General features: G+C 73.0%; 25 protein-coding genes and 1 riboswitch. Of the genes, 5 read left to right on the forward strand and 20 right to left on the reverse strand.

The features are described 5' to 3' along the window. Positions 1–10 precede the first annotated feature (10 nt). The 9 genes from pheT to AB0C03_RS20580 form a co-directional block, all read right to left on the reverse strand. Positions 11–2,560: a phenylalanine--tRNA ligase subunit beta gene (gene pheT / locus AB0C03_RS20540; protein ID WP_357638405.1), complete on the reverse strand. Its 2,550-nt coding sequence runs from the start codon at positions 2,558–2,560 to the stop codon at positions 11–13. A gap of 40 nt (positions 2,561–2,600) precedes the next feature. Then, on the reverse strand, positions 2,601–3,668 hold the full coding sequence (gene pheS, locus AB0C03_RS20545; protein WP_030335722.1) for a phenylalanine--tRNA ligase subunit alpha: 1,068 nt from the start codon (positions 3,666–3,668) through the stop codon (positions 2,601–2,603). Positions 3,669–3,886: 218 nt separating this feature from the next. After that, positions 3,887–4,684, reverse strand: a complete 798-nt coding sequence (locus tag AB0C03_RS20550) for a TrmH family RNA methyltransferase (protein ID WP_051708749.1) — start codon at positions 4,682–4,684, stop codon at positions 3,887–3,889. A gap of 83 nt (positions 4,685–4,767) precedes the next feature. After that, entirely contained in the window at positions 4,768–5,160 is a 393-nt protein-coding gene (gene rplT / locus AB0C03_RS20555) for a 50S ribosomal protein L20 (RefSeq protein ID WP_030335718.1), read from the reverse strand. A 32-nt stretch (positions 5,161–5,192) separates the two neighbouring features. Then, the gene (gene rpmI, locus AB0C03_RS20560; protein ID WP_007458415.1) at positions 5,193–5,387 is read right to left on the reverse strand and encodes a 50S ribosomal protein L35; all 195 of its coding nucleotides are present in this window, start codon (positions 5,385–5,387) and stop codon (positions 5,193–5,195) included. 20 nt (positions 5,388–5,407) lie between these two features. Further along, on the reverse strand, positions 5,408–6,055 hold the full coding sequence (infC, locus tag AB0C03_RS20565; RefSeq protein ID WP_030335715.1) for a translation initiation factor IF-3: 648 nt from the start codon (positions 6,053–6,055) through the stop codon (positions 5,408–5,410). A 557-nt stretch (positions 6,056–6,612) separates the two neighbouring features. Next, positions 6,613–7,086, reverse strand: coding sequence for a PH domain-containing protein (locus tag AB0C03_RS20570; RefSeq protein ID WP_210859252.1), 474 nt, complete (start codon positions 7,084–7,086; stop codon positions 6,613–6,615). Positions 7,087–7,553: 467 nt separating this feature from the next. After that, positions 7,554–8,399 (reverse strand): ATP phosphoribosyltransferase, encoded by an 846-nt coding sequence (gene hisG / locus AB0C03_RS20575; protein WP_030335711.1) that lies wholly within the window; start codon positions 8,397–8,399, stop codon positions 7,554–7,556. Positions 8,400–8,447: 48 nt separating this feature from the next. Continuing rightward, the gene (locus AB0C03_RS20580) at positions 8,448–8,711 is read right to left on the reverse strand and encodes a phosphoribosyl-ATP diphosphatase (RefSeq protein ID WP_030335709.1); all 264 of its coding nucleotides are present in this window, start codon (positions 8,709–8,711) and stop codon (positions 8,448–8,450) included. Between the two features lie 133 nt (positions 8,712–8,844). On the opposite strand from AB0C03_RS20580, the gene AB0C03_RS20585 reads away from it, so the two are divergent. From AB0C03_RS20585 to AB0C03_RS20595, 3 genes are read left to right on the forward strand one after another with little or no spacing between them, the layout of a single operon-like run. Beyond that, positions 8,845–9,708: an ABC transporter substrate-binding protein gene (locus tag AB0C03_RS20585; protein WP_030335707.1), complete on the forward strand. Its 864-nt coding sequence runs from the start codon at positions 8,845–8,847 to the stop codon at positions 9,706–9,708. Further along, on the forward strand, positions 9,705–10,550 hold the full coding sequence (locus AB0C03_RS20590; RefSeq protein ID WP_374224328.1) for an amino acid ABC transporter permease: 846 nt from the start codon (positions 9,705–9,707) through the stop codon (positions 10,548–10,550). The genes AB0C03_RS20585 and AB0C03_RS20590 overlap by 4 nt, the downstream gene beginning before the upstream one ends. A 3-nt stretch (positions 10,551–10,553) precedes the next feature. Beyond that, positions 10,554–11,297, forward strand: a complete 744-nt coding sequence (locus AB0C03_RS20595; protein WP_030335704.1) for an amino acid ABC transporter ATP-binding protein — start codon at positions 10,554–10,556, stop codon at positions 11,295–11,297. 17 nt (positions 11,298–11,314) lie between these two features. Here AB0C03_RS20595 and ribH read toward each other — a convergent pair whose 3' ends face one another. From ribH to rpe, 7 genes are all read right to left on the reverse strand, one after another. Next, entirely contained in the window at positions 11,315–11,815 is a 501-nt protein-coding gene (gene ribH / locus AB0C03_RS20600) for a 6,7-dimethyl-8-ribityllumazine synthase (RefSeq protein ID WP_030335701.1), read from the reverse strand. A gap of 2 nt (positions 11,816–11,817) precedes the next feature. Then, positions 11,818–13,083, reverse strand: a complete 1,266-nt coding sequence (locus AB0C03_RS20605; RefSeq protein ID WP_030335699.1) for a bifunctional 3,4-dihydroxy-2-butanone-4-phosphate synthase/GTP cyclohydrolase II — start codon at positions 13,081–13,083, stop codon at positions 11,818–11,820. After that, positions 13,080–13,763: a nicotinamide riboside transporter PnuC gene (gene pnuC, locus AB0C03_RS20610; RefSeq protein ID WP_210859248.1), complete on the reverse strand. Its 684-nt coding sequence runs from the start codon at positions 13,761–13,763 to the stop codon at positions 13,080–13,082. Before pnuC ends, AB0C03_RS20605 begins: the two co-directional genes overlap by 4 nt. Beyond that, a complete protein-coding gene (locus AB0C03_RS20615) occupies positions 13,763–14,407 on the reverse strand; it encodes a riboflavin synthase (RefSeq protein ID WP_357638411.1) in 645 nt (214 codons plus the stop codon). The genes pnuC and AB0C03_RS20615 overlap by 1 nt, the downstream gene beginning before the upstream one ends. Position 14,408: 1 nt before the next feature. Next, complete coding sequence (ribD, locus tag AB0C03_RS20620) at positions 14,409–15,470, reverse strand: bifunctional diaminohydroxyphosphoribosylaminopyrimidine deaminase/5-amino-6-(5-phosphoribosylamino)uracil reductase RibD (RefSeq protein ID WP_357638413.1); 1,062 nt, start codon at positions 15,468–15,470, stop codon at positions 14,409–14,411. 167 nt (positions 15,471–15,637) lie between these two features. Continuing rightward, positions 15,638–15,808, reverse strand: a riboswitch (FMN riboswitch). Positions 15,809–15,886: 78 nt separating this feature from the next. Beyond that, positions 15,887–16,843, reverse strand: coding sequence for a GGDEF domain-containing response regulator (locus tag AB0C03_RS20625; protein ID WP_030335691.1), 957 nt, complete (start codon positions 16,841–16,843; stop codon positions 15,887–15,889). A gap of 1 nt (position 16,844) precedes the next feature. After that, positions 16,845–17,525 carry a ribulose-phosphate 3-epimerase gene (rpe, locus tag AB0C03_RS20630; protein WP_030335689.1) on the reverse strand — a complete coding sequence of 227 codons (681 nt, stop codon included), beginning with the start codon at positions 17,523–17,525 and terminating at the stop codon, positions 16,845–16,847. A 253-nt stretch (positions 17,526–17,778) separates the two neighbouring features. Between rpe and AB0C03_RS20635 the strand changes: the two genes are divergently transcribed. Both AB0C03_RS20635 and AB0C03_RS20640 read left to right on the forward strand, forming a co-directional pair. Next, positions 17,779–18,672 carry a septum formation family protein gene (locus tag AB0C03_RS20635; RefSeq protein ID WP_030335687.1) on the forward strand — a complete coding sequence of 298 codons (894 nt, stop codon included), beginning with the start codon at positions 17,779–17,781 and terminating at the stop codon, positions 18,670–18,672. 82 nt (positions 18,673–18,754) lie between these two features. Further along, positions 18,755–19,645, forward strand: a complete 891-nt coding sequence (locus AB0C03_RS20640; RefSeq protein ID WP_030335686.1) for a septum formation family protein — start codon at positions 18,755–18,757, stop codon at positions 19,643–19,645. A gap of 49 nt (positions 19,646–19,694) precedes the next feature. Here the strand turns inward: AB0C03_RS20640 and AB0C03_RS20645 are convergent, their stop codons facing one another. The 4 genes from AB0C03_RS20645 to AB0C03_RS20660 all read right to left on the reverse strand — a co-directional run bounded on the left by AB0C03_RS20645 (position 19,695) and on the right by AB0C03_RS20660 (position 25,194). Next, positions 19,695–21,173, reverse strand: a complete 1,479-nt coding sequence (locus tag AB0C03_RS20645) for an RsmB/NOP family class I SAM-dependent RNA methyltransferase (RefSeq protein WP_435823376.1) — start codon at positions 21,171–21,173, stop codon at positions 19,695–19,697. Next, positions 21,128–22,054, reverse strand: coding sequence for a methionyl-tRNA formyltransferase (gene fmt / locus AB0C03_RS20650; protein WP_030335684.1), 927 nt, complete (start codon positions 22,052–22,054; stop codon positions 21,128–21,130). The genes AB0C03_RS20645 and fmt overlap by 46 nt, the downstream gene beginning before the upstream one ends. Before the next feature lie 5 nt (positions 22,055–22,059). Continuing rightward, positions 22,060–22,617 (reverse strand): peptide deformylase, encoded by a 558-nt coding sequence (gene def, locus AB0C03_RS20655; protein WP_030335682.1) that lies wholly within the window; start codon positions 22,615–22,617, stop codon positions 22,060–22,062. 111 nt (positions 22,618–22,728) lie between these two features. Then, positions 22,729–25,194, reverse strand: a complete 2,466-nt coding sequence (locus tag AB0C03_RS20660; RefSeq protein WP_357638419.1) for an ATP-binding protein — start codon at positions 25,192–25,194, stop codon at positions 22,729–22,731. Positions 25,195–25,384 lie beyond the last annotated feature (190 nt).

Raw genomic sequence — 25,384 nt, forward strand, 5'->3', positions numbered from 1 at the left:
GGGGTGGGGGTTAGGCGCCGCGCAGGGTGGCGCCGAGGCGTTCGGCCGCGACGGCGACCGCCGCGTCCCGTGCCGCAACCGCCTCCTCGACGGTGAGGGTCCGGTCCGGTGCCCGGAAGGTCAGCTTGTACGCCAACGACCGGCGGCCCTCGCCGAGCTGCGCGCCGGAGTACACGTCGAACAGCCGCACGTCCTCCAGCAGCTCACCGGCGCCCGCCTCCAGCGCCCGGCGCACCTGCTCCGCCGGCACCGAGTCGTCCACCACCAGGGCCACGTCGATCAGCGCCGGCGGGAAACCGGAGACCGTCGGCGCGGGCGTCACCGGGGTCGGCGGCAGCGTGTCGAGGTTCAGCTCCATCGCGCTGGTGCGACGAGGCAGTTCCAGCGCCGCGACCACCGCCGGGTGCAGCTCACCGGCGTGCCCGACGACCGCGTCGTCGACCCGCAGCTCGGCGCAGCGGCCCGGGTGCCACGGGGCGTGCTCGGCGGCACGCACCTCGACCCGCTCGTCGGGGATCCCGGCGGCGGCCAGCACGTCCCGGGCCGCCTCGATCGCGTCCGCCCAGCCGGCCTGCCGACCCGGCCCCCACCAGCCGGCCGGGTCGATGTCCCCGGCGAGCACCACCGCGACGTGCACCGGTTGCGCCGGCACCACCGCGTCGGCGGCCGCGAACTCCTCGTCGGTGGGCCGCCGGTCCACGCCCATCGCGGGCGGGCTGCCGGCGCCGACGCGCGGGTGGAAGACCGCGCCGATCTCGTAGAGGGCGAGGTCGCGGTGACCCCGGCCGAGGTTGCGCTTGAGGGTGCCGAGCAGCGGGCCGAGCAGCGTGGTGCGCAGCAGCGGCTCCTCCTCGGACAGTGGGTTGGCCAGCCGCACCGCGGGCCGACGCGGGTCGTCGGCCGGCAGGCCGAGCTGGTCGGCCAGCTCCGGCGACACGAACGGGTGCGCGAGCACCTCCACGTACCCCCGCTCGGCCAGCGAGTCGGCGACCGCCCGGCGGCGACGCTGCCGGGGGGTCAGACCACGACCGGGGGGCGCGGTCGGCAGCACCGACGGCACCTTGTCGTACCCGTCGAGGCGGACCACCTCCTCGACCAGGTCGGCCGGGTCGGTCAGGTCGGGCCGCCAGGTCGGCGGGGTGACGCTCAGCACCGTCCCCACGCCGCTGGCCACACCGACCGCGCCCGGGTCCTCGGACAACCGGTCCGCGCCCTGCGCGACGGTGCAGCCGACCCGCTCCAGCAGGGCGACCACCCGCGCCGGCGGGTACTCGACGCCGACCCGCCGGGTCGGCAGGTCCGCCGGCAGGCTGATCGGGGTACGCGGACGGACGTGGTCGATGTCCAGGATCTCCGCGCTCGGGGTGCCCCCGCCGTGCTCGGTGAGCAGCCGCACGGCACGCTCCAGCGCGACCAGCGCCACGGCCGGGTCGACGCCCCGCTCCCAGCGCTTCGCGGCCTCGCTGAACAGCTTGTGCCGGCGGGCGGTCCGCCCGACCATCGCCGGGTCCCAGTGCGCCGCCTCGAAGAGCACGTTCGTGGTGCCGCCGGTGACGACCTCGCTGGTCTCGCCGCCCATCACCGCCGCCAGGGAGATCGGCCCAGTGTCGTCGCAGATCACCATGTCGTCGGCGGTGAGCACCCGGTTGACGCCGTCGAGGGTGGTCAGCTTCTCCCCCGCCTCGGCGCGGCGGACCACCAGCGGCCCGACGATCCGGTCGGCGTCGAACGCGTGCATCGGCTGGCCCAGCTCCAGCATCACGTAGTTGGTGATGTCCACCGGCAGCGAGATGCTGCGGATGCCGGCGGTGACGAGCCGCTGAGCCATCCACGACGGGGTGGGCGCGGTCGGGTCGACCCCGCGGACCAGGCGGGCGGTGAACCGGTCGCAGCCGACCGGGTCGCGGACCTCCACCGGGTACGCGGGCGTCTCGGTGCCGCCCGGTGCCGGCGTCAGGGCCGGGTCGCGCAACGGCACCTCGAACGCGTGCGACAGCTCCCGGGCCAGGCCGCGCAGGCTCAGCGCGTACCCCCGGTCGGGGGTGATCTCCAGATCGAGCACGACGTCGTCCAGGCCGACCACCGGGCGCGCGTCGTCACCCGGCTTGGCCGTCACGTCCGGCCCCAGCACGATGATGCCGGAGTGGTCGTCGCCCAGGCCCAGCTCCTTGGCCGAGCAGATCATGCCCGCCGAGTTGTGCCCGTACGTCTTGCGGGCGCCGATGGCGAAGCCGCCGGGCAGCACGCCGCCGGGCAGGATCACCACCACCCGGTCACCGACGGCGAAGTTGCGCGCCCCGCAGACGATCTCCTGCGGCTCACCGATGCCGTTGGCGGCACCCACGTCGACCCGGCAGAACCGGATCGGCTTCTTGAAACCGGTCAGCTCCTCGATCTCGCGGACCTCACCGACGACCAACTGGCCGGTGACCGACGCGGCCAGGTCCACCACGGACTCGACCTCGATGCCGAGGTCGACCAGGGCCTGCTCCAGGTCACCGGTGGGCAGGTCGGCGGGGAGATCGACGTACTCCCGCAGCCAACTGACAGAAACTCGCATGACTTCAGACCACCGTTCCCGTGTCTCGTACCCGCATCGCCTACGCCCCGGTCCCCAGCGCGCGGCTGAACCGCACGTCGCCCTCGAAGAGATGGCGGATGTCGCTGACCCCGTGCCGGACCATCAGGGTCCGGTCGATGCCCATACCGAAGGCGAATCCGGAGTAGACCTCCGGGTCGACGCCGCAGGCGCGCAGCACCCGCGGGTTGACCATGCCGCAGCCGCCCCACTCGACCCACTGCGGGCCGTCCCGGTGCTCCGGGAACCACACGTCGAACTCCGCCGACGGCTCGGTGAACGGGAAGTAGTGCGGCCGCCACCGGGTCTTCGCCTCCGGGCCGAACATCGCGCGGGCGAAGTGGTCGAGCGTGCCGCGCAGGTGCGCCATCGTGATGCCCTTGTCGACGACCAGGCCCTCGGCCTGGTGGAACACCGGGCTGTGGGTGGCGTCGATCTCGTCGGTGCGGTAGACGCGGCCCGGCACGATCACGTAGATCGGCGGCTTGCGGCTGAGCATGGTGCGGGTCTGCACCGTCGACGTGTGCGTGCGCAGCACCAGGCCGGAGCCCTCCGGTGCGATGTGGAAGGTGTCCATCAACCCGCGCGCCGGGTGGTCGGCGGGGATGTTCAACGCGTCGAAGTTGACCCACTCCAGGTCGACCTCGGGCCCCTCGGCCACCTCGTAGCCCATCCCGACGAACAGGTCGCTGATGGACTCCATCAGGGTGCTCAGTGGGTGTCGCGCACCGCGCGGACGCCTGTCGTAGGGCAGCGTGACGTCCACCCGCTCCTCGACCAGCACCCGCTCGGCCTGCTCGCGCTCCACCACCTCGGCGCGCTCGGCGTACGCGGACTCGATGGCCCGGCGGGCCTCGTTGACCCGCTTACCGGCGTCGGACTTCGCGGCCGGTGGCAGCGCGCCGATCTCCCGGCGGGCGAGGGAGACCGGTGACCGGTCACCCAGGTGCACCGAACGCAGCGCGGTCAGCGCGTCCGGGTCGGCGGCGGCCTCGAACGCCTTCGTGGCGTCCGCGACGGCCTCGGCCAGGGCAGCGGGGTCGAGCAGGGCGACCTGCTTCGGGTCGTACGGATCGTTGCGGTAGCTCATGGCGTACGGGCACTCCCTCACGGCGGCGCCAGCCCTCCACGGGCGGCTAGGCGAGTCTACGGACGCGCGGCTGTGCCGCAGCCCGCCGGTAGGAGTTGCGCAGGGAGCAGGTCAGGCCCGCCGCCCGCCGACACCGGCGGGCTGGCTAAACGAACGCCGTGTCGCGTTCATGGACGGAGCATCTCCCCTGCTGTCAGTCGCGCCGGGTGTGGACACCGTCAGCGCTGTGCTCTCGCTGAAGCGTACAGGCAGACCGCGGCAGCCGCAGCCAGGTTCAGGCTCTCCGCGCGCCCGTACAGCGGCACCCGCACCCGCGCGTCGGCGGCGGCGGTCAACTCCTCGGGCAGGCCGTGCGCCTCGGATCCGAACAGCCAGGCCGTGGGCCCGACGAGCCGCCCGTAGTCGGTCAGGTCGTCCAGATCGCTGTCGCCGTACCCCGTGGTGGCGAAGATCGACAGCCCGGCGGCGCGCAGCGCCTCGACCACCGCGACCGGGTCGGGGGCGCGCACCACGTCGACGTGGAAGAGGCTGCCGGCCGAGGCCCGCACACACTTGCCGTTGTAGGGGTCGACGGCGTCTCCGGCGAAGACCACCGCACCCGCGCCGGCCGCGTCGGCGGTGCGCAGCACCGTGCCGGCGTTGCCCGGGTCGCGGATCTCGGCGAGCACCGCCACCAGCCGGGGCGCACCGGCGAGGGCCTGCTCCAACGACACGTCCAGGTGCCGGCAGACGGCCACCAGGCCCTGCGGGGCGACGGTCTCGGCCAGCGCGGCGAGGGCGTCGTCGGTCACCTCCGAGACCGGCACGTCGGCGCGGGCCGCCGTGGCGGCCAACTCCGGGTACCGGTCGAGCGCGGTGGTCGTACCGAACAGTTCGGTGACCACCCCCGGCCGCGCGAGGGCCTCGCGGACCGCCTGCGGGCCCTCGGCCAGGAAACGGCCGGTGGCGTCGCGGTCCCGGCGGCGTTGCAGGCGGCGGGCGGCGACAACCCTGGGGGTACGCGGGGTGAAGGCCATGATGTGCGCTCCTCCGGCACGATTGAGGCGCCCCCCGGACGGCGGTGCCGACACGGGAGACGCCTCGCTCTGGTGCGTGGGGATCAGGCGGCCTGAGCCGCCGCGCCGCCGGTGCCCTCGGCCGCGACCGCGGCCCGGGCCAGCTCGACGATCGCCGCGAAGGCGGCGGCGTCGTTGACAGCCAGGTCGGCCAGGATCTTGCGGTCGACCTCGATGCCGGCCAGACGCAGGCCCTGGATCAGACGGTTGTAGGTCATCCCGTTGGCCCGGGCGCCCGCGTTGATCCGCTGAATCCACAGCTGCCGGAAGTCGCCCTTGCGGTCGCGACGGTCCCGGTAGGCGTACTGCATCGAGTGCAGCACCTGCTCCTTGGCCTTGCGGTACAGGCGGGAGCGCTGACCGCGGTAACCACTCGCGGTCTCCAGCAGGGTACGACGCTTCTTCTGGGCGTTTACAGCCCGCTTGACGCGTGCCATCTCAACTCCTTCTTACGTAAAGGTGGCGCGCGTCAGCGGCCGAGCAGCTTCTTGATGCGCTTGACGTCGGCCTTGGCCAGCACGACCGTGCCGGTCAGCCGGCGGGTCTGGGTGGAGGGCTTCTTCTCCAGGTTGTGGCGCAGGCCGGCCTGCTGGGCAACGATCTTGCCCTTGCCGGTCACCTTGACCCGCTTACCCATACCCGTGTGGCTCTTCATCTTCGGCATGTGGAACGTCTTCTCCCCTGTTACTCGCCGCTGGTGGCGGCGGTGCCGGTGTCGCCGGCTGCTGCGGTCTCGCCGACCGCCGCGGTCTCATCGGCTGCCGGAGCGGCGGACTCGTCCCCAGCCCGGTCCCGAGGACCACCGCGGGACGCCGTGGCGGCGACCGCGGAAGCCTTGACGGCCCGGTGCGGAGCGAGAACCATGATCATGTTTCGGCCGTCCTGCTTGGGAGCGGCCTCGACGTATCCCAGGTCCGTGATCTCGGACTCGAGCCGGCGCAGGAGCCGGTAACCCAGCTCCGGGCGGCTCTGCTCGCGACCGCGGAACATGATCGTCACCTTGACCTTGTCGCCCGCCTTGAGGAACCGCACCACGTGACCCTTCTTGGTCTCGTAGTCGTGCGGGTCGATCTTCGGCCGAAGCTTCATTTCCTTGATGACGGTCTGCTGCTGGTTACGCCGCGCTTCGCGCGCCTTGAGTGCGCTCTCGTACTTGAACTTGCCGAAGTCCATGAGCTTGCACACCGGCGGGCGCGCCATCGGCGCAACCTCGACCAGGTCCAGATCGACGTCCGCGGCCAGCTGAAGAGCGCGCTCCAGCGGGACGATGCCCACCTGCTCACCCTCTGGGCCGACCAGTCGGACCTCACGTGCCCGGATCTGCTCGTTCACGCGTGGTTCGACGCTGATGGGGCCTCCTCGAGTCGTTTCTGCCGTGTCGCCGACCCCTGCGGCTCCCGGGAGGGAACCGACTCGAAAAGCAGAAGGCCCCGGCGTATGCCAGGGCCCGCTCGACCGGTCGGCACGATCACAAGGATCGCGCATCCAGCGCCGGGACATGCCCGGAACCGGTGACCGGACCCGGCCACCGTAGCGGTGACTCAGGTGGGAGCAGGCGCTCCGCTTTCAAGGCTGTCTGCTCGCACGCGGAGACAGCCTGGTCGACTCGACAACACTACACCGGCGCCCCGGTCACCCCCAAACCGGGACACCCGGGGCAGCGTCCGGGACGCCGTGCCACCCCTGCGCGGCCCTCACGCGCCTGGCGACGCTTCAAGATCCGCGCACTTTCCCTGAAACTGCCGCCTCCCGGCGCCGTGATGCAGCAGTTTCAGGGAAGTTGTCCAGATCTTGGCGAGGGGCGCGCGGCATGCCTGGCCGCTGGGCGGCGACGCGAGGTCGACGGTCGGCGGTTCGGCCGCGGACCGGCGTGGGCGGTGTCGCTGGGGTCAGCGGCCGACGGCGCGTTCGGCGAGACGGGCCTGGTGGGCCTCGTGCAGGCGGCGCAGCGCGCGGACCCCGTCGACTGCCGACTCCTTGTCGGCGGCCTGCAGGGCGACCATCGGCAGCAGGTCGTCGTCGTGCAGCTCCAGGCTGGCCCACGGCGCGCCCCGGTCGAAGCGCACGCCCCGGACAACCTCCCAGGGCAGCTCGTAGGAGCCGACGATGTTGCGCACCCGGATCCCCCGCGCGTCCGCCTCCACCCGGGGACGGGTGAACAGCAGGCAACCCAGCGCCCCGAAGACGCCCAGGCCGATCATGGCGATCTGGTCGCCGCGCTGGAAGCTGCCGTAACCATCACCGGTCGGGCCACTCAGCGACGTCGCGACCAGACCGAACACCACCACCAGGGCGACCGCCGCCGACCAGCAGACCGCGCGGATGCGGCGGGGCTTCAGGCGGACCAGCTCGGTATCACTCACCCCACCAGTCTGCCACCCGCACTCGTCCCGCAGACGCACCACCCGCCGAGCCAGCACCCGCCAAGCCGCCGCCCGCCCGACGATCGCCGGCCGCCTGCCGGCGTTCTAGCCGCGCACCCGCGCACCCGCGCATCGCGCACCGCGCACCCGCGCACCCGCGCACCCGCAAGATCCACTCGGGTTCATGAAAACGGGGGTGTCCGCACGCCAGGGACACCCCCGTTTCCTGAAACCCGAGTGGATCAGCCGCTGGGGCCGCCCCATGGACGCGGACTGGGCCGGGAAAGGGACGGGACACGGACGGCGGCGGGCGGCGACCGCCACCTCGCCAGAGACGGAGACGGACACGGGACCGCAACGCAGACGGGCCGCGCCGCGGACGGGAACGGAGACGGAACGCAGACGGGCCGCGCCGCGGACGGGAACGGAGACGGAACGCAGACGGCCGCGATTCGGGAGAAGGACGGTCAGAGGCGACAGGCGTGGATGTTGGTGACGAGGATGGCGCGGGCACCCAACTCGTACAGCTCGTCCATGATGCGGTGCACGTCGTCGCGGAGCACCATCGCCTGCACCGCCACCCAGCCCTCCCGGTGCAGCGGCGAGACGGTGGGCGACTCGATGCCCGGGGTGAGCCCGCTGGCCCGGTCCAGCAGACCGGCCGGCACGTCGTAGGCGAGCATCACGTAGCGGCGGGCCACCAGCACCCCGTGCAGGCGGCGCAGCAACTGCTCGGCCTGCGCGTGCGCGGGCGCGCCGGCCCGCCGGACCAGCACCGCCGACGAGCGCAGCAGCGGCTCGCCGAAGACCACCAGGCCCGCCTGGCGCAGGGTCGCGCCGGTCTCCACCACGTCCGCGATCACGTCGGCGACGCCGAGGCGTACGGCGTTCTCCACCGCGCCGTCGAGACGGATCACGTCGGCCTTGACTCCCACCTCGCCGAGGTGCCGCTCGACCAGCCCCGGGTACGCGGTGGCGATCCGGTGACCGCCCAGCTCCTGGACGGAGGCGATGTCGTCGGGGCGGGCGGCGAACCGGAAGGTGGCCCGGCCGAAGGCCAGGTCGACGACCTCCTCGGCCGGCGCTGCCGAGTCGATCAGCAGGTCCCGGCCGGTGATCCCGAGGTCGAGGTCACCGGAGCCGACGTAGGTGGCGATGTCCTTCGGGCGCAGGTAGAAGAATTCGACGTCGTTGGCCTCGTCCCGGCAGACGAGGTCCTTGGGGTCGGTGCGCTGGCGGTAGCCCGCCTCGCGCAGCATCTGGGCGGCCGGTTCGGCCAGGGTGCCCTTGTTGGGAATGGCGACACGCAGCATGACGGAGTGCTCCTTCGATCCGGATGGCGATCAACGGGGTGGGGGCACTCACAGATGTCGGTAGACGTCCTTGAGCTCGAGACCACTGGCGAGCATCAGCACCTGGACCTGGTAGAGCAGCTGGGAGATCTCCTCGGCGGTGCGCTCCGGCCCCTCGTGCTCGGCGGCCATCCACGACTCGGCCGCCTCCTCGACGACCTTCTTGCCGATGAAGTGCACGCCCTTGTCCAGCGCGGCGACGGTGCCCGAGCCCGGGGTGCCGGCGGCGGCCTTGGCCTGCAGCTCGGCGAACAACTCCTCGAACGTCTTCACGGGAAGCGATTCTTCCAGCCTCCCCGGCAGGGCCCCGCGTCCGGGTCCGCCCGAATCCCGCAAACGGACAATTCCCTACCAACATGGTGGGACAATTGTCGATCGATGCTCATGGAGCCCTACGCTGTCGGCCATGGCCAGCAGATCACGTCTTCTCGCGCTCCCCCTCGCCGGCGCCGTCGTGGTAGCCACCGCCGGATGCGCGCCACAGGACGAGAAACCCACCCCCACTGTCACCGCCACGGCGTCCTGCGCCAAGGACAGCCTGCCCACGCGTACGCCGGGCAAGCTGACCATCGCCACCGACCAGCCCGCGTACGAGCCGTGGTTCTCCGACGACAAGCCCGACAACGGTGAGGGCTTCGAATCCGCCGTCGCGTACGCGGTGGCCGAGCAGCTCGGCTACGCCCGCGCCGACGTCACCTGGACCCGGATCAAGTTCGACACCGCGATCGCGCCCGGCCCGAAGGACTTCGACTTCGACATCAACCAGTTCTCCATCACCGAGGAGCGCAAGCAGGCGGTCGACTTCTCCGCGCCGTACTACCTGGTGCGACAGACCGTCATCGCGTTGAAGTCCTCGAAGATCGCCGGCAGGACGTCGCTGGCCGAGCTGCGCGACGCCCGGCTCGGCGCGCAGGTCGGCACCACCAGCTACCAGGCGATCACCGACGTGATCAAGCCGACCGCGAAGCCGCAGGTCTACAACAGCAACGACGACGCCAAGAAGGCACTGCAGAACGGGCAGCTGGACGGTCTGGTGGTGGACCTGCCGACCGCCTTCTACATCACCGGCGCGGAGATCACCGACGCGACGATCGTCGGGCAGGTGCCGCAGGTCGGTACGCCCGAGGCGTTCGGGTTGCTGCTCGACAAGAACTCCCCACTGACCCCGTGCGTGAGCGACGCGGTCGGTCAGCTCAGCACGGCGGGCACCCTGAAGCAGTTGGAGCAGAAGTGGCTCGCTCAGGCGGCGGGGGCGGCCGAACTGCGGTGACACTTCTGGATCGTGTGCCGTCCGAGGCGCAGCTGCGGCGCACGGCGTACCGGCGTCGGCAGACCGTCTACAGCGTGCTCGTCGCGGCCTGCTCGACGGCGGCGCTCGGCACGCTGCTGGTGATCGCGGTGACCGGGGCGCCGGGCTGGGACCGGGTCCGGCGCTCGTTCCTGGATCCGGCGATCGCCCGCGACGCGCTGCCGACGGTGCTGAGCGGGCTCTGGCTCAACGTCCGGCTGCTGGTGTGCTGTGCGTTCGGCGCGCTGCTGCTCGGGCTGGTGATCGCCGTGCTGCGGACGCTGCGCGGGCCGGTCTTCTTCCCGGTCCGCGCGCTGGCCGCCGGCTACACCTACACCTTCCGGGGCCTGCCGCTGATCATCGTGCTCTACCTGCTCACCCTCGGCGTGCCGGGGCTGCGGTTGCAGGGCATGCCGCCGGTGCTGGTGCTGGGCGGGATCGCGCTGGTCCTCACCTACGGCGGCTACCTCGCCGAGGTGTTCCGGGCCGGCATCGAGTCGGTGCACCACAGCCAGCTCGCGGCGGCCCGCTCGTTGGGCCTGACCCACCGGCAGACGATGCGCCACGTGGTCCTGCCGCAGGCCGTCCGCCGGGTGGCGCCGCCCCTGCTCAACGACGTGGTGGCGTTGCAGAAGGACGTGGGGCTGGTGTCGCTCGCCGGGCCGATCGACGCGGTCCGCGCCGCGCAGATCGCCACCGCACAGACCTTCAACTACACGCCGTACATCGTGGCGGGGGTGCTCTTCGTGCTGCTCGCGATCCCGCTGATCGCGGTCACCGACTGGGTGACGCTGCGCGCGGCCCGCCGGCAGTCGGGAGGCTGAGCCATGGCACTGCTGCGCTGTCGGGGCCTGCGCAAGGAGTTCGGCGGGCACACCGTGCTCGACCAGCTCGACCTGACCGTCACCGAGCACCAGGTGGTGGCGGTGATCGGCGCGTCCGGTTCCGGCAAGTCGACACTGCTGCGCTGCGTCAACCTGCTGGAGGAACTCGACGACGGCACCATCGAGTTGGACGGCGAGGACATCTCCGATCCCCGGGTGGACCCGGACCAGGTCCGTCGGCGCATCGGCATGGTGTTCCAGGCGTACAACCTCTTTCCGCACCTGAGCGTGTTGGACAACATCACCCTCGCGCCGCGGCGCGTACACCGTCGTGGCCGCGCGGAGGCGGAGGCGCAGGCCCGGGAGTTGCTCGACCGGGTGGGGCTCGGCGCGAAGGCGGACGCCTACCCGGACCGGCTCTCCGGCGGGCAGCAGCAAAGGGTGGCGATCGTCCGGGCGCTGGCGAACTCACCCCGGCTGATGCTGCTGGACGAGATCACCTCAGCACTGGACCCGGAGCTCGTCGGCGAGGTGCTGTCGATGGTCCGCGACCTGAAGGCCGACGGGATGACCATGGTGCTGGCCACCCACGAGATGGGCTTCGCCCGGGAGGTCGCCGACGAGGTGTGCTTCCTCGACGCCGGGCGGGTCGTCGAGAGCGGCCCGCCCGAACAGGTGCTCGGCGAGCCGACGCAGCCCCGGACCCGGCAGTTCCTGCGCCGGATCATCGAGGCCGGTCGGCTCTGAGCCTGCAAGGGGGTGCCTCAGCCGCCGAAGCCGACCCGCTGGGCGTTGCCCGCCGCCACGGTCCGCACGGCCAGTGCCGCGTCGAGGGCCGCGACCGTGGCGGCCCAGCCCTTGTCCTCCGCCGAACCGGGCAGGCCGGCCCGGTCGCGGGCCTGCTCGATGGTCTCCACCGTCAACACCCCGTGCGCCACCGGCTTGCCCTCGTCCAACGCCACCCGGGTCAACCCGTCGGTGACCGAGCGGCAGACGTAGTCGAAGTGGGCGGTGGCGCCACGGACCACCACGCCGAGGGCGACCACCACGTCGCAGCGGCGGGCCAGGGCCTGCGCCACCACCGGCAGCTCGACCGAGCCGGCGACCCGGGCGACCACGGAACGAGCGCCGCACGCCTCGGCGGCGGCCACCGCCCGCTCCAGCATGTGGTCGGTCAGCTCACCGTGCCAGCGGGCGGCGACGACCCCGACCGTCAGTCCTGCGGCGTCGACCGCCTCGACCCCCGGCTCACCGAAACCCGCCATCGTCATGCTCCGATCTCGTCGTTGGCGACCGGACGCCCCAGCGGCGCCTCGGACTCCTCGTCCAACTCGTCCAGCAGGTGACCCATCCGGTCCCGCTTGGTGCGCAGGTAGCGCATGTTCTCCGGGTGCGCGCCGACCGGCAGGCTCTCCCGGCCGGTGATCGTCAACCCGTACCCCTCCAGCCCAGCCCGCTTGGCCGGGTTGTTGGTCAGCAACCGCATCGACCGCACGCCCAGGTCGTAGAGGATCTGCGCGCCGGTGCCGTAGTCGCGGGCGTCGGCCGGCAGGCCCAGGTCGAGGTTGGCGTCGACGGTGTCGCGGCCCAGGTCCTGCAGCTGGTACGCCTGCAGCTTGTGCAGCAGCCCGATGCCGCGCCCCTCGTGCCCACGGACGTAGAGCACCACGCCCCGGCCTTCCTTCCCGACCCGGGCCAGCGCGGCGTCCAGCTGCGGCCCGCAGTCGCAGCGCAGCGAGCCGAACACGTCCCCGGTCAGGCACTCGGAGTGCACCCGGACCAGCACGTCCTGGCCGTCACCGAGGTCACCCAGCACCATCGCGACGTGTTCGGCCGGGTCGTGCTCGGCGCGGTAGCCGAGCGCCCGGAACACCCCGTGCCGGGTCGGCATCCGGGCGTCGGCGACCAGTTCGACCTGCTTCTCGGTACGCCGCCGGTAGGCGATCAGGTCGGCGATGGTGACCAACGTGAGGCCGTGCTCGGCGGAGAACTTCTCCAGGTCCGGCAGGCGCATCATGGTGCCGTCGTCGTTGACCAGCTCGCAGAGCACGCCGGCCGGCCGCAGCCCGGCCAACCGGGTCAGGTCGATGCCCGCCTCGGTGTGCCCCGGCCGGCGCAGCACCCCGCCCTCGCGGGCGCGCAGCGGCACCACGTGCCCGGGGCGGGCCAGGTCGGTCGGGTCGGTCGTCGCGGCGGCGAGCAGCCGGCTGGTGTGCGCGCGGTCGGCCGCCGAGATGCCGGTGCTGACCCCCTCGCGGGCGTCCACCGTCACCGTGTACGCGGTGCCGCGCCGGTCCTGGTTGGTGTGGTGCATCGGCGGCAGGTCGAGCCGGTCGGCTTCGCTCTCGGTCAGCGCCACGCAGACGTATCCGGAGGTGTAGCGCACCATGAACGCCATCAGCTCCGGCGTGGCCAGCTCGGCCGCGAAGATCAGGTCGCCCTCGTTCTCCCGGTCCGCGTCGTCGACCACCACGACCGGCCGGCCGGCCGCGATGTCTGCGACCGCCTGCTCGATATCCCCAAAACTGGTCATGCGACGGCCTCCCGGTAGATGGGCTGACGGACGGTGGCCGTGGCACGCGAGGTGCGCCACCAGGCGGCGAAGCCCCAGACGCAGAGGGCGCCGTAGATCAGGTACATGACGGCCGACGGGTAGAACCCGCCGCGCAGCAGCAGCGGCACGCCGACCGCGTCCACCGCGATCCAGAGCAGCCAGAACTCCACCCACCCGCGGGCCATGCCGTAGGTGGCCAGCAGGCTGCCGGTGAGGATCCAGGCGTCCGGCAGCGGACCCCACGAGCCCAGGGCCTTGAGCAGCGGGTACGCCGCGGCGGTGCCGACCACGGCGGCCAGCAGCAGCATCAGCCGCTCCCGTCCGGTGGCCCAGCGCGGGACGACGGCCGCCTGCCCGGCGTCGCCGCGACGGTTGCGCTGCCAGCGCCACCAGCCGTAGACGCTGACCGCGAAGAAGAACACCTGTCGGCCGGCCTGCCCGTACAGGTCGTGCGCCTGCGGGGTGGTGAACACCCCGCCGAGGAAGACGGTGAGCAGCAGCGCGTTACCGATCATGCCGACCGGCCACGCCCAGACCAGCCGGCGCAGCCCGAGCAGCGCCGAGATCAGCCCGAACGCGTTGCCGACGATCTCCCGGGCCAGCACCGGCGAACCGGCGATGTGCACCTGGGCGTCCAGTAGCCAGCTGAGCGGGCCCATCAGGCCACCCCGCCCAGGTTCGCGGCCACGCCGCGCACGTCGGCCTGGGTGAGCCGGTCGCCGAGCAGCCGTTCGACGTACTTGGCCAGCACGTCGACCTCCAGGTTGACCGGGTCGCCGACGCCCTTCGCGCCGAGCGTGGTCAGCTTCAGCGTGGTCGGGATCAGCCCGACGGCGAACTCGTCCGCGCCGACGGCGGCCACCGTCAACGAGACACCGTCGATGGTGATCGAGCCCTTCTCCACCACGTACCGGGACAGGCTGGCGGGCAGCCGGAAGCGGACCGTCTCCCACTGCTCGGCCGGCTCCCGGGAGATCAGTTCACCGACGCCGTCGACGTGGCCCTGCACCAGGTGCCCGCCGAGCCGGCTGCCGAGCGCGGCGGCCCGCTCCAGGTTGACCGGGTCGCCGGGGCGCAGCGCGCCCAGCGCGGAGCGGCGCAGCGTCTCCCCCATCACGTCGGCGGTGAAGACCCCGTCGGCCACCTCCACGACGGTCAGGCAGACACCGTTGACGGCGATCGAGTCGCCGTGCCGGGCGTCGGAGGTGACCAGTGGGCCGCGGACGCCGAGCAGCGCCGAATCGCCAGCCGTGGGCGCCACCCGGACGATCTCGCCCATTTCCTCGATAATGCCGGTGAACATCTCAGCCCTCCCTTTTGCGGGGCAAAGCGGTGATCCGGAGATCCGGACCGACCTGCGTAACGTCGACGAACTCCAGATCGATGGCCTCGGCGATGGTGGTCACTCCCGCGTCGACCAGAGCGGTCGGGCCGGCGCCGAGCAACCGCGGCGCGACGTACCCGACGATCTTGTCGACCAGGCCGGCGGCCAGGAACGCGCCGGCCAGCCGGGGGCCGCCCTCCAGCAGCACCGCGCGGACCCCGCGCTGGTGCAGCGCCGCGAGCAGCGCCGGCAGGTCGACCCGGCCGTCCGCGTCGGCGCCGACCTCGTCGGCGGTCGCGATCCACGTCCGTGCCGCGCCGTCGCGGACCCGGGCGTCAGCCGGGGTACGCCCCGAGCTGTCCACCACCACCCGCAGCGGCTGCCGGATGGCCAGGCTGCCGTCGCGCAGGTTGCGGGCGGTCAACCGGGGGTCGTCGGCGAGCACGGTGCCCACCCCGGCGATGACCGCGTCGACGGTGCCGCGCAGCGCGTGCACGTCGATCCGGGCCGCCTCCGACGTGATCCACATGCTGGTGCCGTCCGCCGCGGCGGACCGCCCGTCGAGCGTGGCGGCGTACTTCCAGATCACGTACGGCCAGCCCCGGCGCATCGAGGTCAGCCACGCGATGTTGCCGGCCTCGGCCTCCTCGCCGCGTACCCCCAGATCGACCCGCACCCCGGCGGCGCGCAAGGTGGCGGCGCCCCCGGACGCGACCGGGTTGGGGTCGGGCACGGCGATGACCACCCGACCCACCCCGGCCTGGACGAGCGCGGAACTGCAGGGGCCGGTGCGGCCGGTGTGATCGCAGGGTTCCAGGGTGACGACAGCGGTGCCGCCCTTGGCCCGCCGGCCGGCCTGCGCCAGGGCGACGATCTCGGCGTGCGGGCCACCGGCGTACGCGTGGAAGCCCTCGCCCACGACCTCGCCGTCGGAGTCGAGCAGCACGCACCCGACCACCGGGTTGGGGCTGGTGGTGCCGAGCCCGCGCGCCGCCAACTCGATCGCACGCCGCATCGCCTCGTCAACGGAGACGCTGGCCATCGCCCTGCCCCTGCCCTCTCACTCGCCGGTCCGCGCGCGGGCGGTCAGGGAGGCGGTGGCCATGGGGCCACGGGCAGGCGGTGGCGGAATCCGGGAACGGCACAGCCGCCCCCGGAGGGCCGGCACGGCACGCTGACGCCAGCGGTCGGCTCGGACCCGTCCGTCCCGCGCGCTGTCTCCCATCCGGACTGTCTGGGCGCGGACGAACCGCCCCCAACCGTCGGCCCCGGATTTTCACCAGGTCCACCGGGCGGCAGAGCCGTCCGGGTCGCGGGCTGACCACGGTTGGACCGTGGATCACCGCCGGTTCGGAATTTCACCGAGTCCCGCCAGCGCGTGGTGGGTACACGGGAAGTCTTACACGCCGATCCGGCTCCGCCGCCACCTAGGCGAGCTACTTCACAGCGGTATCACGCTCAGGTGACGCCGCGACGCCGGTCCACCGCCACGTACGAGCCCGGTTGACTCTTGGCGACCGTCTTCATCTCCGAGGCCATCGCGATCGCCTCGAGAGGGTCGGAGAACCGCTTGCCGGCGTCGGAGAGGGAGACCCCGATGGAGAGGGTGACCAGGGCGGCCCGCCGGATGGTGCCCCGCCGGTCCTTCAACTCGACGAAGCCGCGTTCCCGGTCGGTCGGGTCGTAGAGCGTGTCGGCGGCGTTCTCGAAGTCGACCACCGCCTGGGACGTCAACGGGCGCACCTGGTCCGGGGCGCAGACGATGACGAAGTCGTCACCGCCGACGTGACCGAGGAAGGCCGGTGGCAGCCCGACGCCCACCACCGCCCGGTGCAGGCTGCGGGCCAGCGCGGAGATGAAGTCGTCGCCACGGACGAAGCCGTACCGGTCGTTGACGCTCTTGAACCGGTCGATGTCGACGTAGCCGACCGCGTAGTCCACGCCCTGTCGGACCCGGTCGCTGATCTCCCGACGGATCCGGCTGTTGCCGGGCAGCCCGGTCAGCGGGGAGACCTCCCGGAACTCCTTGTTGCGGCGCAACGTGGACGACACCCGGGCCACCAGCTCGGCGGTGTCGAACGGCTTGACCAGGTAGTCGTCCGCGCCGGCGCTGAGCCCGTGCACCTTGTCGACGGTCATCCCCTTGGCCGTCAGCATGATCACCGGCAGGGCGGAGGTCATCGGGTCGGCGCGCAGCCGCCGGGTCAGCTCCAGCCCGTCGATCCGGGGCATCATGAGGTCGACCACCGCCAGATCCGGCCGCTGGCGCTCGATGACCTCCAGGGCCTCCTGGCCGTCACCGGCGTGGATCACCTCGAAGCCGTGCAGCCGCAGGTTGAAGTCGACGAAACGAGCGATGTCCTCGTCGTCGTCCACGACGAGGATGACGTCCTTGCGGTCGGCCTCGGGCTCCACCTCAGGCCCCGGGAGCCGCGCGTTCCGCCAGTGCCCGCAGGTGCCGTACCGCCTCCGCCGGATCGGCGGCCCCGTACACGGCGGTGCCGGCCACGAACGCGTCGGCGCCCGCCGCGGCCGCCTGCTCGATGGTGTCGGCGGCGATCCCGCCGTCCACCTCGATGCGCAGCTCCAGGTGCCCGGCCGACACGTGCCGCCGGGCCGTGCGCACCTTCTCCAGCAGCTGCGGAATGAACCGCTGCCCACCGAAGCCCGCCTTGATCGTCATGATCAGCAGGGTGTCGAAGCTGGGCAGCAGGTCCAGATAGGGCTCGATCGGGGTGTCCCGGTCGATGGCCAGGCCCGCCTTCGCACCGGCCGAGCGCAGGTCCTTGGCCAGCGCCACCGGGTCGTCGGAAGCCTCCGCGTGGAAGGTGACGTTGTACGCCCCGGCGTCGGCGTACCCGGGCGCCCACCGGCGCGGGTCCTCGATCATCAGGTGCACGTCGAACGGCATCGCCGTGACAGCCCGCAGGCTCTGCACCACGGGCAGCCCAATGGTCAGGTTCGGCACGAAGTGGTTGTCCATCACGTCGACGTGCAACCAGTCCGCGGCGTCCTCGACGGCACGGACCTCTTCGGCGAGGCGGGCGAAATCGGCGGCCAGGATGCTCGGCGCGACGATCGGCGGCGGTACGGTCACCGGGCCAGTGTACGAACGTGGCCACCCGCCACCGGCATCGCGGCACCAACTCCGACGCGCTGTGACCCAGCAGTGACCAGTGGTGCAGAATTGGACGCTCCGGATTCCTGAATCCGGACGAACAGACATCGGCGGCTGGCCGAACGACGGAAACGCGACGACACTCCAAGCGGGACGGTGCCGTAGGCTGCACGCCCGCCGGGGTCTCGCCGCGGGGCGCGGTGACCGGCCGCCAGCTCCCGGGAGGCAGACGATGCGACGGTGGCTTCCAGCGCTGGTGCTGGCCGGCGTCACGACGATGCTGCTGCTGACCGGCTGCACGCCGGCCCGGGGCGCGGACGGTGATCTCACCGACGACTGGCCGACGCTGCGGGTGCCCAAGCCGTTCACCCCCGCCACCGACACCTGCCTGCCGCGGATCGCCACCGTCGTGCAGGCCAGCACGTACGAGACGGTGGACTGCGCGCGCAACCACCTGGCCGAGACCATCCACGTCGGCACCTTCGTCGGCCCCGACGCGCTGACCGAGACCCGACCGGAACCCGGATCGTCGGCGCTGCGCACGGCCCGCGCCGAATGCGACCAGCGGGCCCGCGAGGTGCTCGGCGGTGACTGGCACACCGCCCGACTCGCGCTGTCCCTCGCGCTGCCGTCCGCGCCCGCCTGGGCCGGCGGCGCCCGCTGGTTCCGCTGCGACCTCAGCGAGACCGGCAGCATCGACAACACCCGCCCGGTGAACCGCACCGGCAGCCTGCGCGGGGCGTTGATCGGCGACGCGCCCCTGACGCACCGCTGCTTCGACCCGAAGCTGATCGGCGACAACCTCAACTACATGGCGCCGGTGCTCTGCACCGAGCCGCACCGCGCCGAGTTCGTCGGCGTCTACCAGGAGCGGGACATGAGTTGGGCGGAGTTCACCAAATCCGCCGAGCAGGCGCACCAGCGCTGCATGGCGTTGATCGCCGAGTACGCGGCGGTGCCCAACAACAGCGAGTTGCCGTACCGGGCCGGGTCCATCTACTACCCGCCCTCGCAGCGGGAGTGGGAGGAGGGCGACCGTGGAGTGCGCTGTTTCCTGTGGAGCGACGACCGCAAACTCACCCGCTCGATGCGCGGGGTCGGCCCCGAGGGACTGCCCGCGATCTGAGCATCGGTGCCGTATGCTGCTGCGCCGTGGCGCTACCGACCGGTTGGGTCCGGTCGGGGGCCACCGGCGGCGGGAGGTCGGGATGCGACGGTGGTTGGCGACGTTGGCCGGGGGCGGGGCGCTGGCCCTGGCGCTGGCCGGGTGCGGCGCACCCGCCGGAGTCGACAGTGACCTCACCGACGACTGGCCGGCGCCCGTCGCGGCGCAACAGTTCGTCCCCGCCGCCGACGTGTGCCACCAGAGCTCCCAGCAGGTCGGCTTCCTGACCGGCTACAACCCGACGCCGTGCACCGAGGCGCACCGGGTGGAGACCATGCACGTCGGCACCCTCACCGGCCCGGGCGCCGACGGCGGCGCGCCCCCGCAGCCCGGCTCGGCCGGCATGCGGTCCGCGCAGGCCGGGTGCGACACCGCGGTCAACAAGGCGGTGGGCGCCGACTGGCGTTCCGGGCGGCTCGGCCTGACCGTCGTGCTGCCGTCGCCGCAGGCCTGGTCGGGCGGGGCCCGCTGGTACCGCTGCGACGTCACCGAGATCGCCAGCATCGACGACACCGCCGTCGACCTGCGCACCGGCAGCCTCCGGGGCGCGTTGTCCGGCGCGGCCCCGCTGGCGTACCGCTGCTTCAACCCGAAGATGGTCAAGGACGACATCGACGAGATGGTGCCGGTCTCCTGCACCGCCAAGCACCACGCCGAGTTCGTCGGCGTCTGGCAGGCCCCGGACGTCAGCTACGCCAGGTTCACCAGCGACGTCAAGCGGACCCACCGGGCCTGCCAGACGATGATCGCCAAGTACGCCAAGGTTCCGGACAACTCCCAGCTGGACTTCCGCGCCGGGACGATCTACTACCAGCCGTACGAGGAGGAGTGGCGCAACGGCAACCGGGGCGTGCAGTGCTTCCTCTGGATCTCCGACCGGAACCTGACCCGGTCGATGAAGAACGCCGGCACCAAGGGCCTTCCGGTCACCTAGGCCAACGGCGTCCGGCCGGTCGGGTGACCGGCCGGACGCGTGGGTCGGATCAGCCCCGGCGTAGGACGGCGAGGAACATCGCGTCGGTGCCGTGGCGGTGTGGCCACAGCTGCACGGTCGGCCCGTCGCCGAGACCGGGCATGCCGGCCGGCAACAGCGGCCGGGCGTCCACGAAATCCACCGGAACCCCACTGCGGCGGGCCGCCTCGGTCACCGTCACGTGCGTCTCGACGGTGTGCGGCGAGCAGGTGACGTAGGCGACCAGGCCGCCCGGGCGGACCGCCCGCAGCGCCGCGCCGAGCAACTCCCGTTGCAGCCGGGTCAGCGGCGGCAGGTCGGACGGTTGGCGACGCCAGCGCGACTCCGGCCGACGACGCAGCGAGCCCAGCCCCGTGCACGGCGCGTCCACCAGCACCCGGTCGAAGTGCTGCTCCGGCACCTTCGGGTCGCTGCCGACATCCCGGCCGTCCATGGTCAGCACTGCCACCGGAAGATCCCGGGTCGCCAGCGAGACCAGCCGGGCCCGGTGCTCGGCCACCTCGACAGCTGTCACCCGGGCACCCCGCTGCGCGGCCAGCGCGCCGAGCAGGCCGGCCTTGCCACCCGGGCCGGCGCACAGGTCCAGCCACCGGCCGTCCGGGCCGTCCAACGGCGCGTCGGCGAGCGCGGCGGCCACCAACTGGGAGCCCTCGTCCTGGACGTGGGCACGGCCGTCGACCACCGCCGGGATGTCGCCCGGCGCGCCACCGGGCAGATAGACGGCGTACGGCGAGAAGGCGCCGGGCGCACCGCCGACCTGGTCGGCCAGCTCGATCGGATCGATCAGGCCGGGCCGGGCGCACAGGTGCACCGGCGGGCGCTCATTGTCCTCGATCAGGAGGCGGGCCGTCTCCCCCAGGTCGCCGCCGAGCGCCTCGGAGAAGGCCCGCACGATCCACTGCGGATGGCTGTACGCCAAGGCGAGGTGCCCGACCGGGTCGGTCTCCATCGGTGGGGCGAGCTTCGCCACCCAGGCGTCCGCGTCCCGGCTGGACACCTCACGCAGCACCGCGTTGGCGAAGCCGGTGGCCCCCGGTGCGACCGAGCGGACCAGGTCCACCGTGGACGAGACCGCGGCGTGCGCCGGCACCCGGGTGTGCAGGAGTTGGTACGCCCCGAGCCGCAGCGCGTCACGGACCGGCGGGTCGATCCGGGCCACGTCCCGGCCGGCCGCGTCGGTCAGGATCGCGTCCAGCGTGCCCAGGTTGCGCAGGGTGCCGTAGGTCAGCTCGGTGGCGAAGGCCGCGTCCCGACCGAACAGCCCCTCCTCGCGCAGGATGGTCGGCAGCACCAGGTTGGCGAACGCGTCGTCCCGGTGCACCGCCGCCACCGCCTCGTACGCGGCGCGACGCGGTCGGTCCAGTGGTGGCCGGGTCGGGCGGCGATCCCCGCCCCGGCCGGTCGACGGGCCGGAGCGCGTCGGGCGGGTTCCCTCCGGTGCCGTCACGCGAATTCCTCTCCAGCGCCGACCCGGACGCCGCGCGCCCAGTCGGTCGCGCCCATGGCCCGCTTGCCCGCGGCGCGGACCTCACCGAGACGCACCGGCACTGTCGCCGTGCCGACCAGCACCCGGGACTTCTCCACCAGCAACTGCCCCGGCTTCAGCTCGGGGCCGTCAGGCACCGGGGACACCGGGCCGAGCTTCACCCGCTCGTCGCGGAACGTGGTCCAGCCGCCCGGCGCGGGCGTGCAGGCCCGGATCCGCCGGTCCACGGCGAAGGCCGGGTCGCCCCAGCGCACCCGCGCGTCATCCACTGTCAGCTTCGGTGCCAGCGACACCCCGTCGGCGGGCTGCGGCTCGGCGCGGGCGGTGCCGTCGGCGATCGCGTCGAGCACCGCCACCAGCAGCCCGGCGCCGGAGTCGGCGAGCCGCTCCAACAGGTCACCGGAGGTGTCGGCGGGGCGGATCTCGTCGGTCAGCGTGCCGTAGACCGGCCCGGTGTCCAGGCCCTCCTCCAACTGGAAGACGCTGGCCCCGGTCAGCTCGTCGCCGTGCAGCACGGCGTGCTGCACCGGCGCGGCGCCACGCCACGCGGGCAGCAGGGAGAAGTGCAGGTTGATCCAGCCGTGCCGGGGGATCTCCAGGGCCGCCGGCGGCACCAGTGCGCCGTAGGCGACCACCGGCACGCAGTCCGGCTCCAGCTCGCGCAGCCGGTCGAGGAACTCCGGGTCGCGGGGGCGGGCCGGGGTGAGCACCTCCACGCCATGCTCGTCGGCCCACGCGCCGACCGGGGAACGGGACAGACCGCGGCCACGCCCGGCGGGCGCGTCGGGCCGGGTGACCACGGCCACCAGCTCGTGCCGGGAGGCGGCGACGGCGGCCAGGGCGGGCACGGCGACGGCCGGCGTACCGGCGAAGATCACGCGCATCCGGGTCAGCGCCCCAGACCGAAGGGGTCGCTGATGTGCGGGCTGAGCTTGACAGTGGGCGGGGCCGCCGCGTCGTACCACTCGGCCTGGCGGATCGCCTTCATGGCTTCCTTGCGCCCCTCCGGGTCCAGTCGGTCCAGGAAGAGCACCCCGTCGAGGTGGTCGGTCTCGTGCTGCACGCAGCGCGCCATCAGACCGGTGCCGACGATCTGCACCGGGTCGCCGAACGAGCTGAAGCCCTTGGCGACCACGTTCTGCCGGCGCTTGGTGTCGAAGTACAGCCCGGGGATCGACAGGCAGCCCTCGGGGCCGTCCTGTTCCTCCTCGTCGGGGAACTCCAGCACCGGGTTGATCAGGTGCCCGAGGACGTCGTCGACGTCGAAGGTGAACACCCGCAGGCTCACACCGAGCTGCGGCGCGGCCAGGCCGGCGCCGTTCTGCTCACGCATCGTGTCGGTGAGGTCGGCGACGAGCCGACGGAGCTCGGCGTCGAAGTCGACCACCGGATCGGCCGGCGTGCGCAGCACCGGATCCCCAAACAGACGGATGGGCTGGACGGTCACGCGGGACGGCTCCTTCTTCGGGGTGGACGAGCGGTGCCGTACCAGTCTACGGAGTGCCCGGCCGGACGCCGGGCGGCGCACCTCGATCAACCACCGCCGGTGTGCCCAGCGTCACCGGGCGGCCCGGTCGAGCAGGTCACGCACCCGCTCGGCGTCCGGGTGGCCGAGGTCGTCGAGGATGCCCAGGGCCCGCCGCCAGGTGCGCGCGGCACCGGCCGCGTCCCCCACCGCCTGGCGGCTCTCGCCGAGCCGGGACAGGGTGTCCGCCTCGTCGTAGCGGTCGCTGACCCGCCGGTACAGCCCGAGCGCCCGCTGGAAGCAGCGGATCGCGGCCCGGTGTTCACCGAGCCGGGCGTGGATGAAGCCGAGGCTGTCCCAGGTGTTCGCCTCACCGTGCCGGTCGCCTGTCGTCCGCAGCAGCGCCAACGCCTCCCGGCAGTGGCTGAGCGCCGGCGGGTACCGACCGAGCTGGGCGTACGCCCACCCCACCGCGTTGCGGGCGCTGGCCTCCCCGGCGACGTGGCCGGCGCTGCGGTACAGCGCCAGGGCGCGCTCGCTCTGCTCCAGCGACTCGGCGTGCCGGCCGAGCCCGTCGAGCATCGCGCCGAAGGCCCGGTGGGTGCGCGCCTGCCCGGTGTGGTCACCCAGCTCGGCGAAGATCGTCAGGGCCTGGCGGTAGTTCCTCGCCGCCTCGTTGACCCGACCCAGCCGGGACAGCACCCGGGCGAGGTCGCGGTGGGCGTTCGCCTGCCCGGGTCGGTCGCCGCTGCGCTGCGCCCCGGCCAGGGCGTTGCGCTGGGCCACGGCCAGGTCCGGCCACCGCCCCCGACGTTGCAGGAAGTCCACGAGTGTCCAGGCCAGCTGCCAGGCGTGGCCGTCGAACCCGGTCCGCCTCGCGTGGGCGACCGCCGCCAGCAGCACCGGGTACTCGGCGGTGAACCAGGCGAGCGCCGAAGCGAGGTCGCTGATCTCCTCGGGCACCACGCCCGGTGCCGCGGCGGCGAGGGTGACCGGATCGCGGCCCGGTTGCAGCAGCAGGGCCGCCGCGTGCGCGGTGTGCAGGTAGTGGTCCAGCCCACGCCGGATCGCGGCCCGCCGGGCCGGCGCCGGTTCGAGCCGTTCGACCTGCTCGGCCGCGTACGCCCGGAGCAGGTCGTGCGCGCCGAACCGGCCGGGGGCGTGCTCGGTGACGAGGTGGGCGTGGGCCAGCTCCGCCAGCAGTCGGGGCGCCTGGGCCCGGGGCAGTCCGGCCAGGCTGGCCGCCGCCGCGAACCCGATGTCCGGTCCGGGGTGGCAGCCGATGAGCCGGAACAGCCGCGCCGCCGCCGGGGTGAGGCTCCGGTACGACCAGGAGAAGACGGCCTGCACGTCGGTGCCGGCGTCCCCACCGTCGAACGAGTCGAGTGGTCGCGGCGCCGCCCGCAGCTCGGCGGCGAGCACGGCCAGTGGGAACTCCGGCTTCTCCGCGCCTCTCGCGGCGAGCACCGCCAGCGCCAGCGGCAGCCGGGCGCACCGTTCGATGATCTCGTCCACCGCCTGTGGCTCGGCCGCCAACCGGTCCGCGCCGAGCCGCCGCGCCAACAGTTGCCAGGCCTCGGCGGTGCTGAGCAGGTCGACGCCGATCGGCCGGGCACCGTCGGCGGCGATCAGGCCGGCGAGCCGGTTGCGACTGGTGACCAGGACCAGGCAGCTCGGGCTGCCGACCAGCAGGGGCCGGACCTGGTCGGCGTCGCGGGCGTTGTCCAGCAGCACCAGCATCCGGCGGCCCGCGAGCAGGCTGCGGTAGAGGCCCACCTGCGCGGGCAGGTGGGTGGGGATGCGCTCGGGCGGCACCTCGAGCGCCTCCAGGAAGCCCCGAACCACCTCGACGGCCGTCACCACCGTCCCGGTCGAGTCGAACCCGCGCAGGTCGACGTAGAGCTGACCGTCCGGGAAGCGATCGGCGACCCGGTGCGCCCAGTTGACGGCGAGGGTCGTCTTGCCGACCCCGGCGGTGCCGGACAACGTCAGGACGGTGACCGGGGCCACGGCGTCGTCGCCGCCCGCCACGGTCCCGGCGCACTCGGCATCGAGCCGCGCGAGTTGGGTCGCGCGTCCGACGAACCCGGGCAGTGCCGGGGGCAGTTGACGGGGCACCGGGAACCGGGGGGACGTCGTTGCGGTACGCGGGCCGCCGGCCCTGGCCCGGACGACCGACCGGCCGGTGGCGGCGTGCTCCCGGTTCGGGCGTCGGCGGCATTCCTCGACCCGGTCCCGCGCGGTGGCCAGCACGCCCTGCTCGGCGGGGGTCGCCCCGAGCAGTCGGATGAGGACGTCGAACCGCTCCGGCGGCGGCAGGATGTTGCCGGCGAAGTACTCCCCGATGATCCCGCGTGACCAGCCGGTCTTCGCTGCCAGCTGCCGGTACGTCAGCAGCGTCTCGCCCTGCTGCCGCGCCTCGCGCCGACGCAGCTGGCGCAGCACCCCGGCCAACTCCGGCAGGGTCTGCGCCTCGGCGGCGGCCCGGGCCAGCTCGAACGCCAGCGGCGACCCATGTGACGTGTGATGAGCACCGGAAGGTACCCACTGGTCAGACATGCGGCCCCCACCCCCGGTCGTCCGGCCCCCCGGACACGCACGGGCAGGGTAATTCCGCCCACTCGCCGATCGATAGACAGTTGCCAATCTATGACAGTTCCACTGCGGACCGTCACCGGCCGGCGCCGTCCAGCGGTGTCCAGTCCCGTCCAGGATCCGCCCCGCGACGCGGGCGCCGGTGCCACCGTCC

The organism is Micromonospora parva, from assembly GCF_040649675.1.
GTDB lineage: Bacteria > Actinomycetota > Actinomycetes > Mycobacteriales > Micromonosporaceae > Micromonospora > Micromonospora parva.

What these genes read in the sequence shown, in the direction of transcription:
- pheT (WP_357638405.1), bottom strand. Translation starts at nt 2,560, where the DNA reads ATGCGAGTTTCTGTCAGTTGGCTGCGGGAGTACGTCGATCTCCCCGCC.
- pheS (WP_030335722.1), bottom strand. Translation starts at nt 3,668, where the DNA reads ATGAGCTACCGCAACGATCCGTACGACCCGAAGCAGGTCGCCCTGCTC.
- AB0C03_RS20550 (WP_051708749.1), bottom strand. Translation starts at nt 4,684, where the DNA reads ATGGCCTTCACCCCGCGTACCCCCAGGGTTGTCGCCGCCCGCCGCCTG.
- rplT (WP_030335718.1), bottom strand. Translation starts at nt 5,160, where the DNA reads ATGGCACGCGTCAAGCGGGCTGTAAACGCCCAGAAGAAGCGTCGTACC.
- rpmI (WP_007458415.1), bottom strand. Translation starts at nt 5,387, where the DNA reads ATGCCGAAGATGAAGAGCCACACGGGTATGGGTAAGCGGGTCAAGGTG.
- hisG (WP_030335711.1), bottom strand. Translation starts at nt 8,399, where the DNA reads ATGCTGCGTGTCGCCATTCCCAACAAGGGCACCCTGGCCGAACCGGCC.
- AB0C03_RS20585 (WP_030335707.1), top strand. Translation starts at nt 8,845, where the DNA reads ATGGCCAGCAGATCACGTCTTCTCGCGCTCCCCCTCGCCGGCGCCGTC.
- AB0C03_RS20595 (WP_030335704.1), top strand. Translation starts at nt 10,554, where the DNA reads ATGGCACTGCTGCGCTGTCGGGGCCTGCGCAAGGAGTTCGGCGGGCAC.
- ribH (WP_030335701.1), bottom strand. Translation starts at nt 11,815, where the DNA reads ATGGCGGGTTTCGGTGAGCCGGGGGTCGAGGCGGTCGACGCCGCAGGA.
- AB0C03_RS20605 (WP_030335699.1), bottom strand. Translation starts at nt 13,083, where the DNA reads ATGACCAGTTTTGGGGATATCGAGCAGGCGGTCGCAGACATCGCGGCC.
- pnuC (WP_210859248.1), bottom strand. Translation starts at nt 13,763, where the DNA reads ATGGGCCCGCTCAGCTGGCTACTGGACGCCCAGGTGCACATCGCCGGT.
- AB0C03_RS20615 (WP_357638411.1), bottom strand. Translation starts at nt 14,407, where the DNA reads ATGTTCACCGGCATTATCGAGGAAATGGGCGAGATCGTCCGGGTGGCG.
- ribD (WP_357638413.1), bottom strand. Translation starts at nt 15,470, where the DNA reads ATGGCCAGCGTCTCCGTTGACGAGGCGATGCGGCGTGCGATCGAGTTG.
- AB0C03_RS20635 (WP_030335687.1), top strand. Translation starts at nt 17,779, where the DNA reads ATGCGACGGTGGCTTCCAGCGCTGGTGCTGGCCGGCGTCACGACGATG.
- AB0C03_RS20640 (WP_030335686.1), top strand. Translation starts at nt 18,755, where the DNA reads ATGCGACGGTGGTTGGCGACGTTGGCCGGGGGCGGGGCGCTGGCCCTG.
- fmt (WP_030335684.1), bottom strand. Translation starts at nt 22,054, where the DNA reads ATGCGCGTGATCTTCGCCGGTACGCCGGCCGTCGCCGTGCCCGCCCTG.
- AB0C03_RS20660 (WP_357638419.1), bottom strand. Translation starts at nt 25,194, where the DNA reads ATGTCTGACCAGTGGGTACCTTCCGGTGCTCATCACACGTCACATGGG.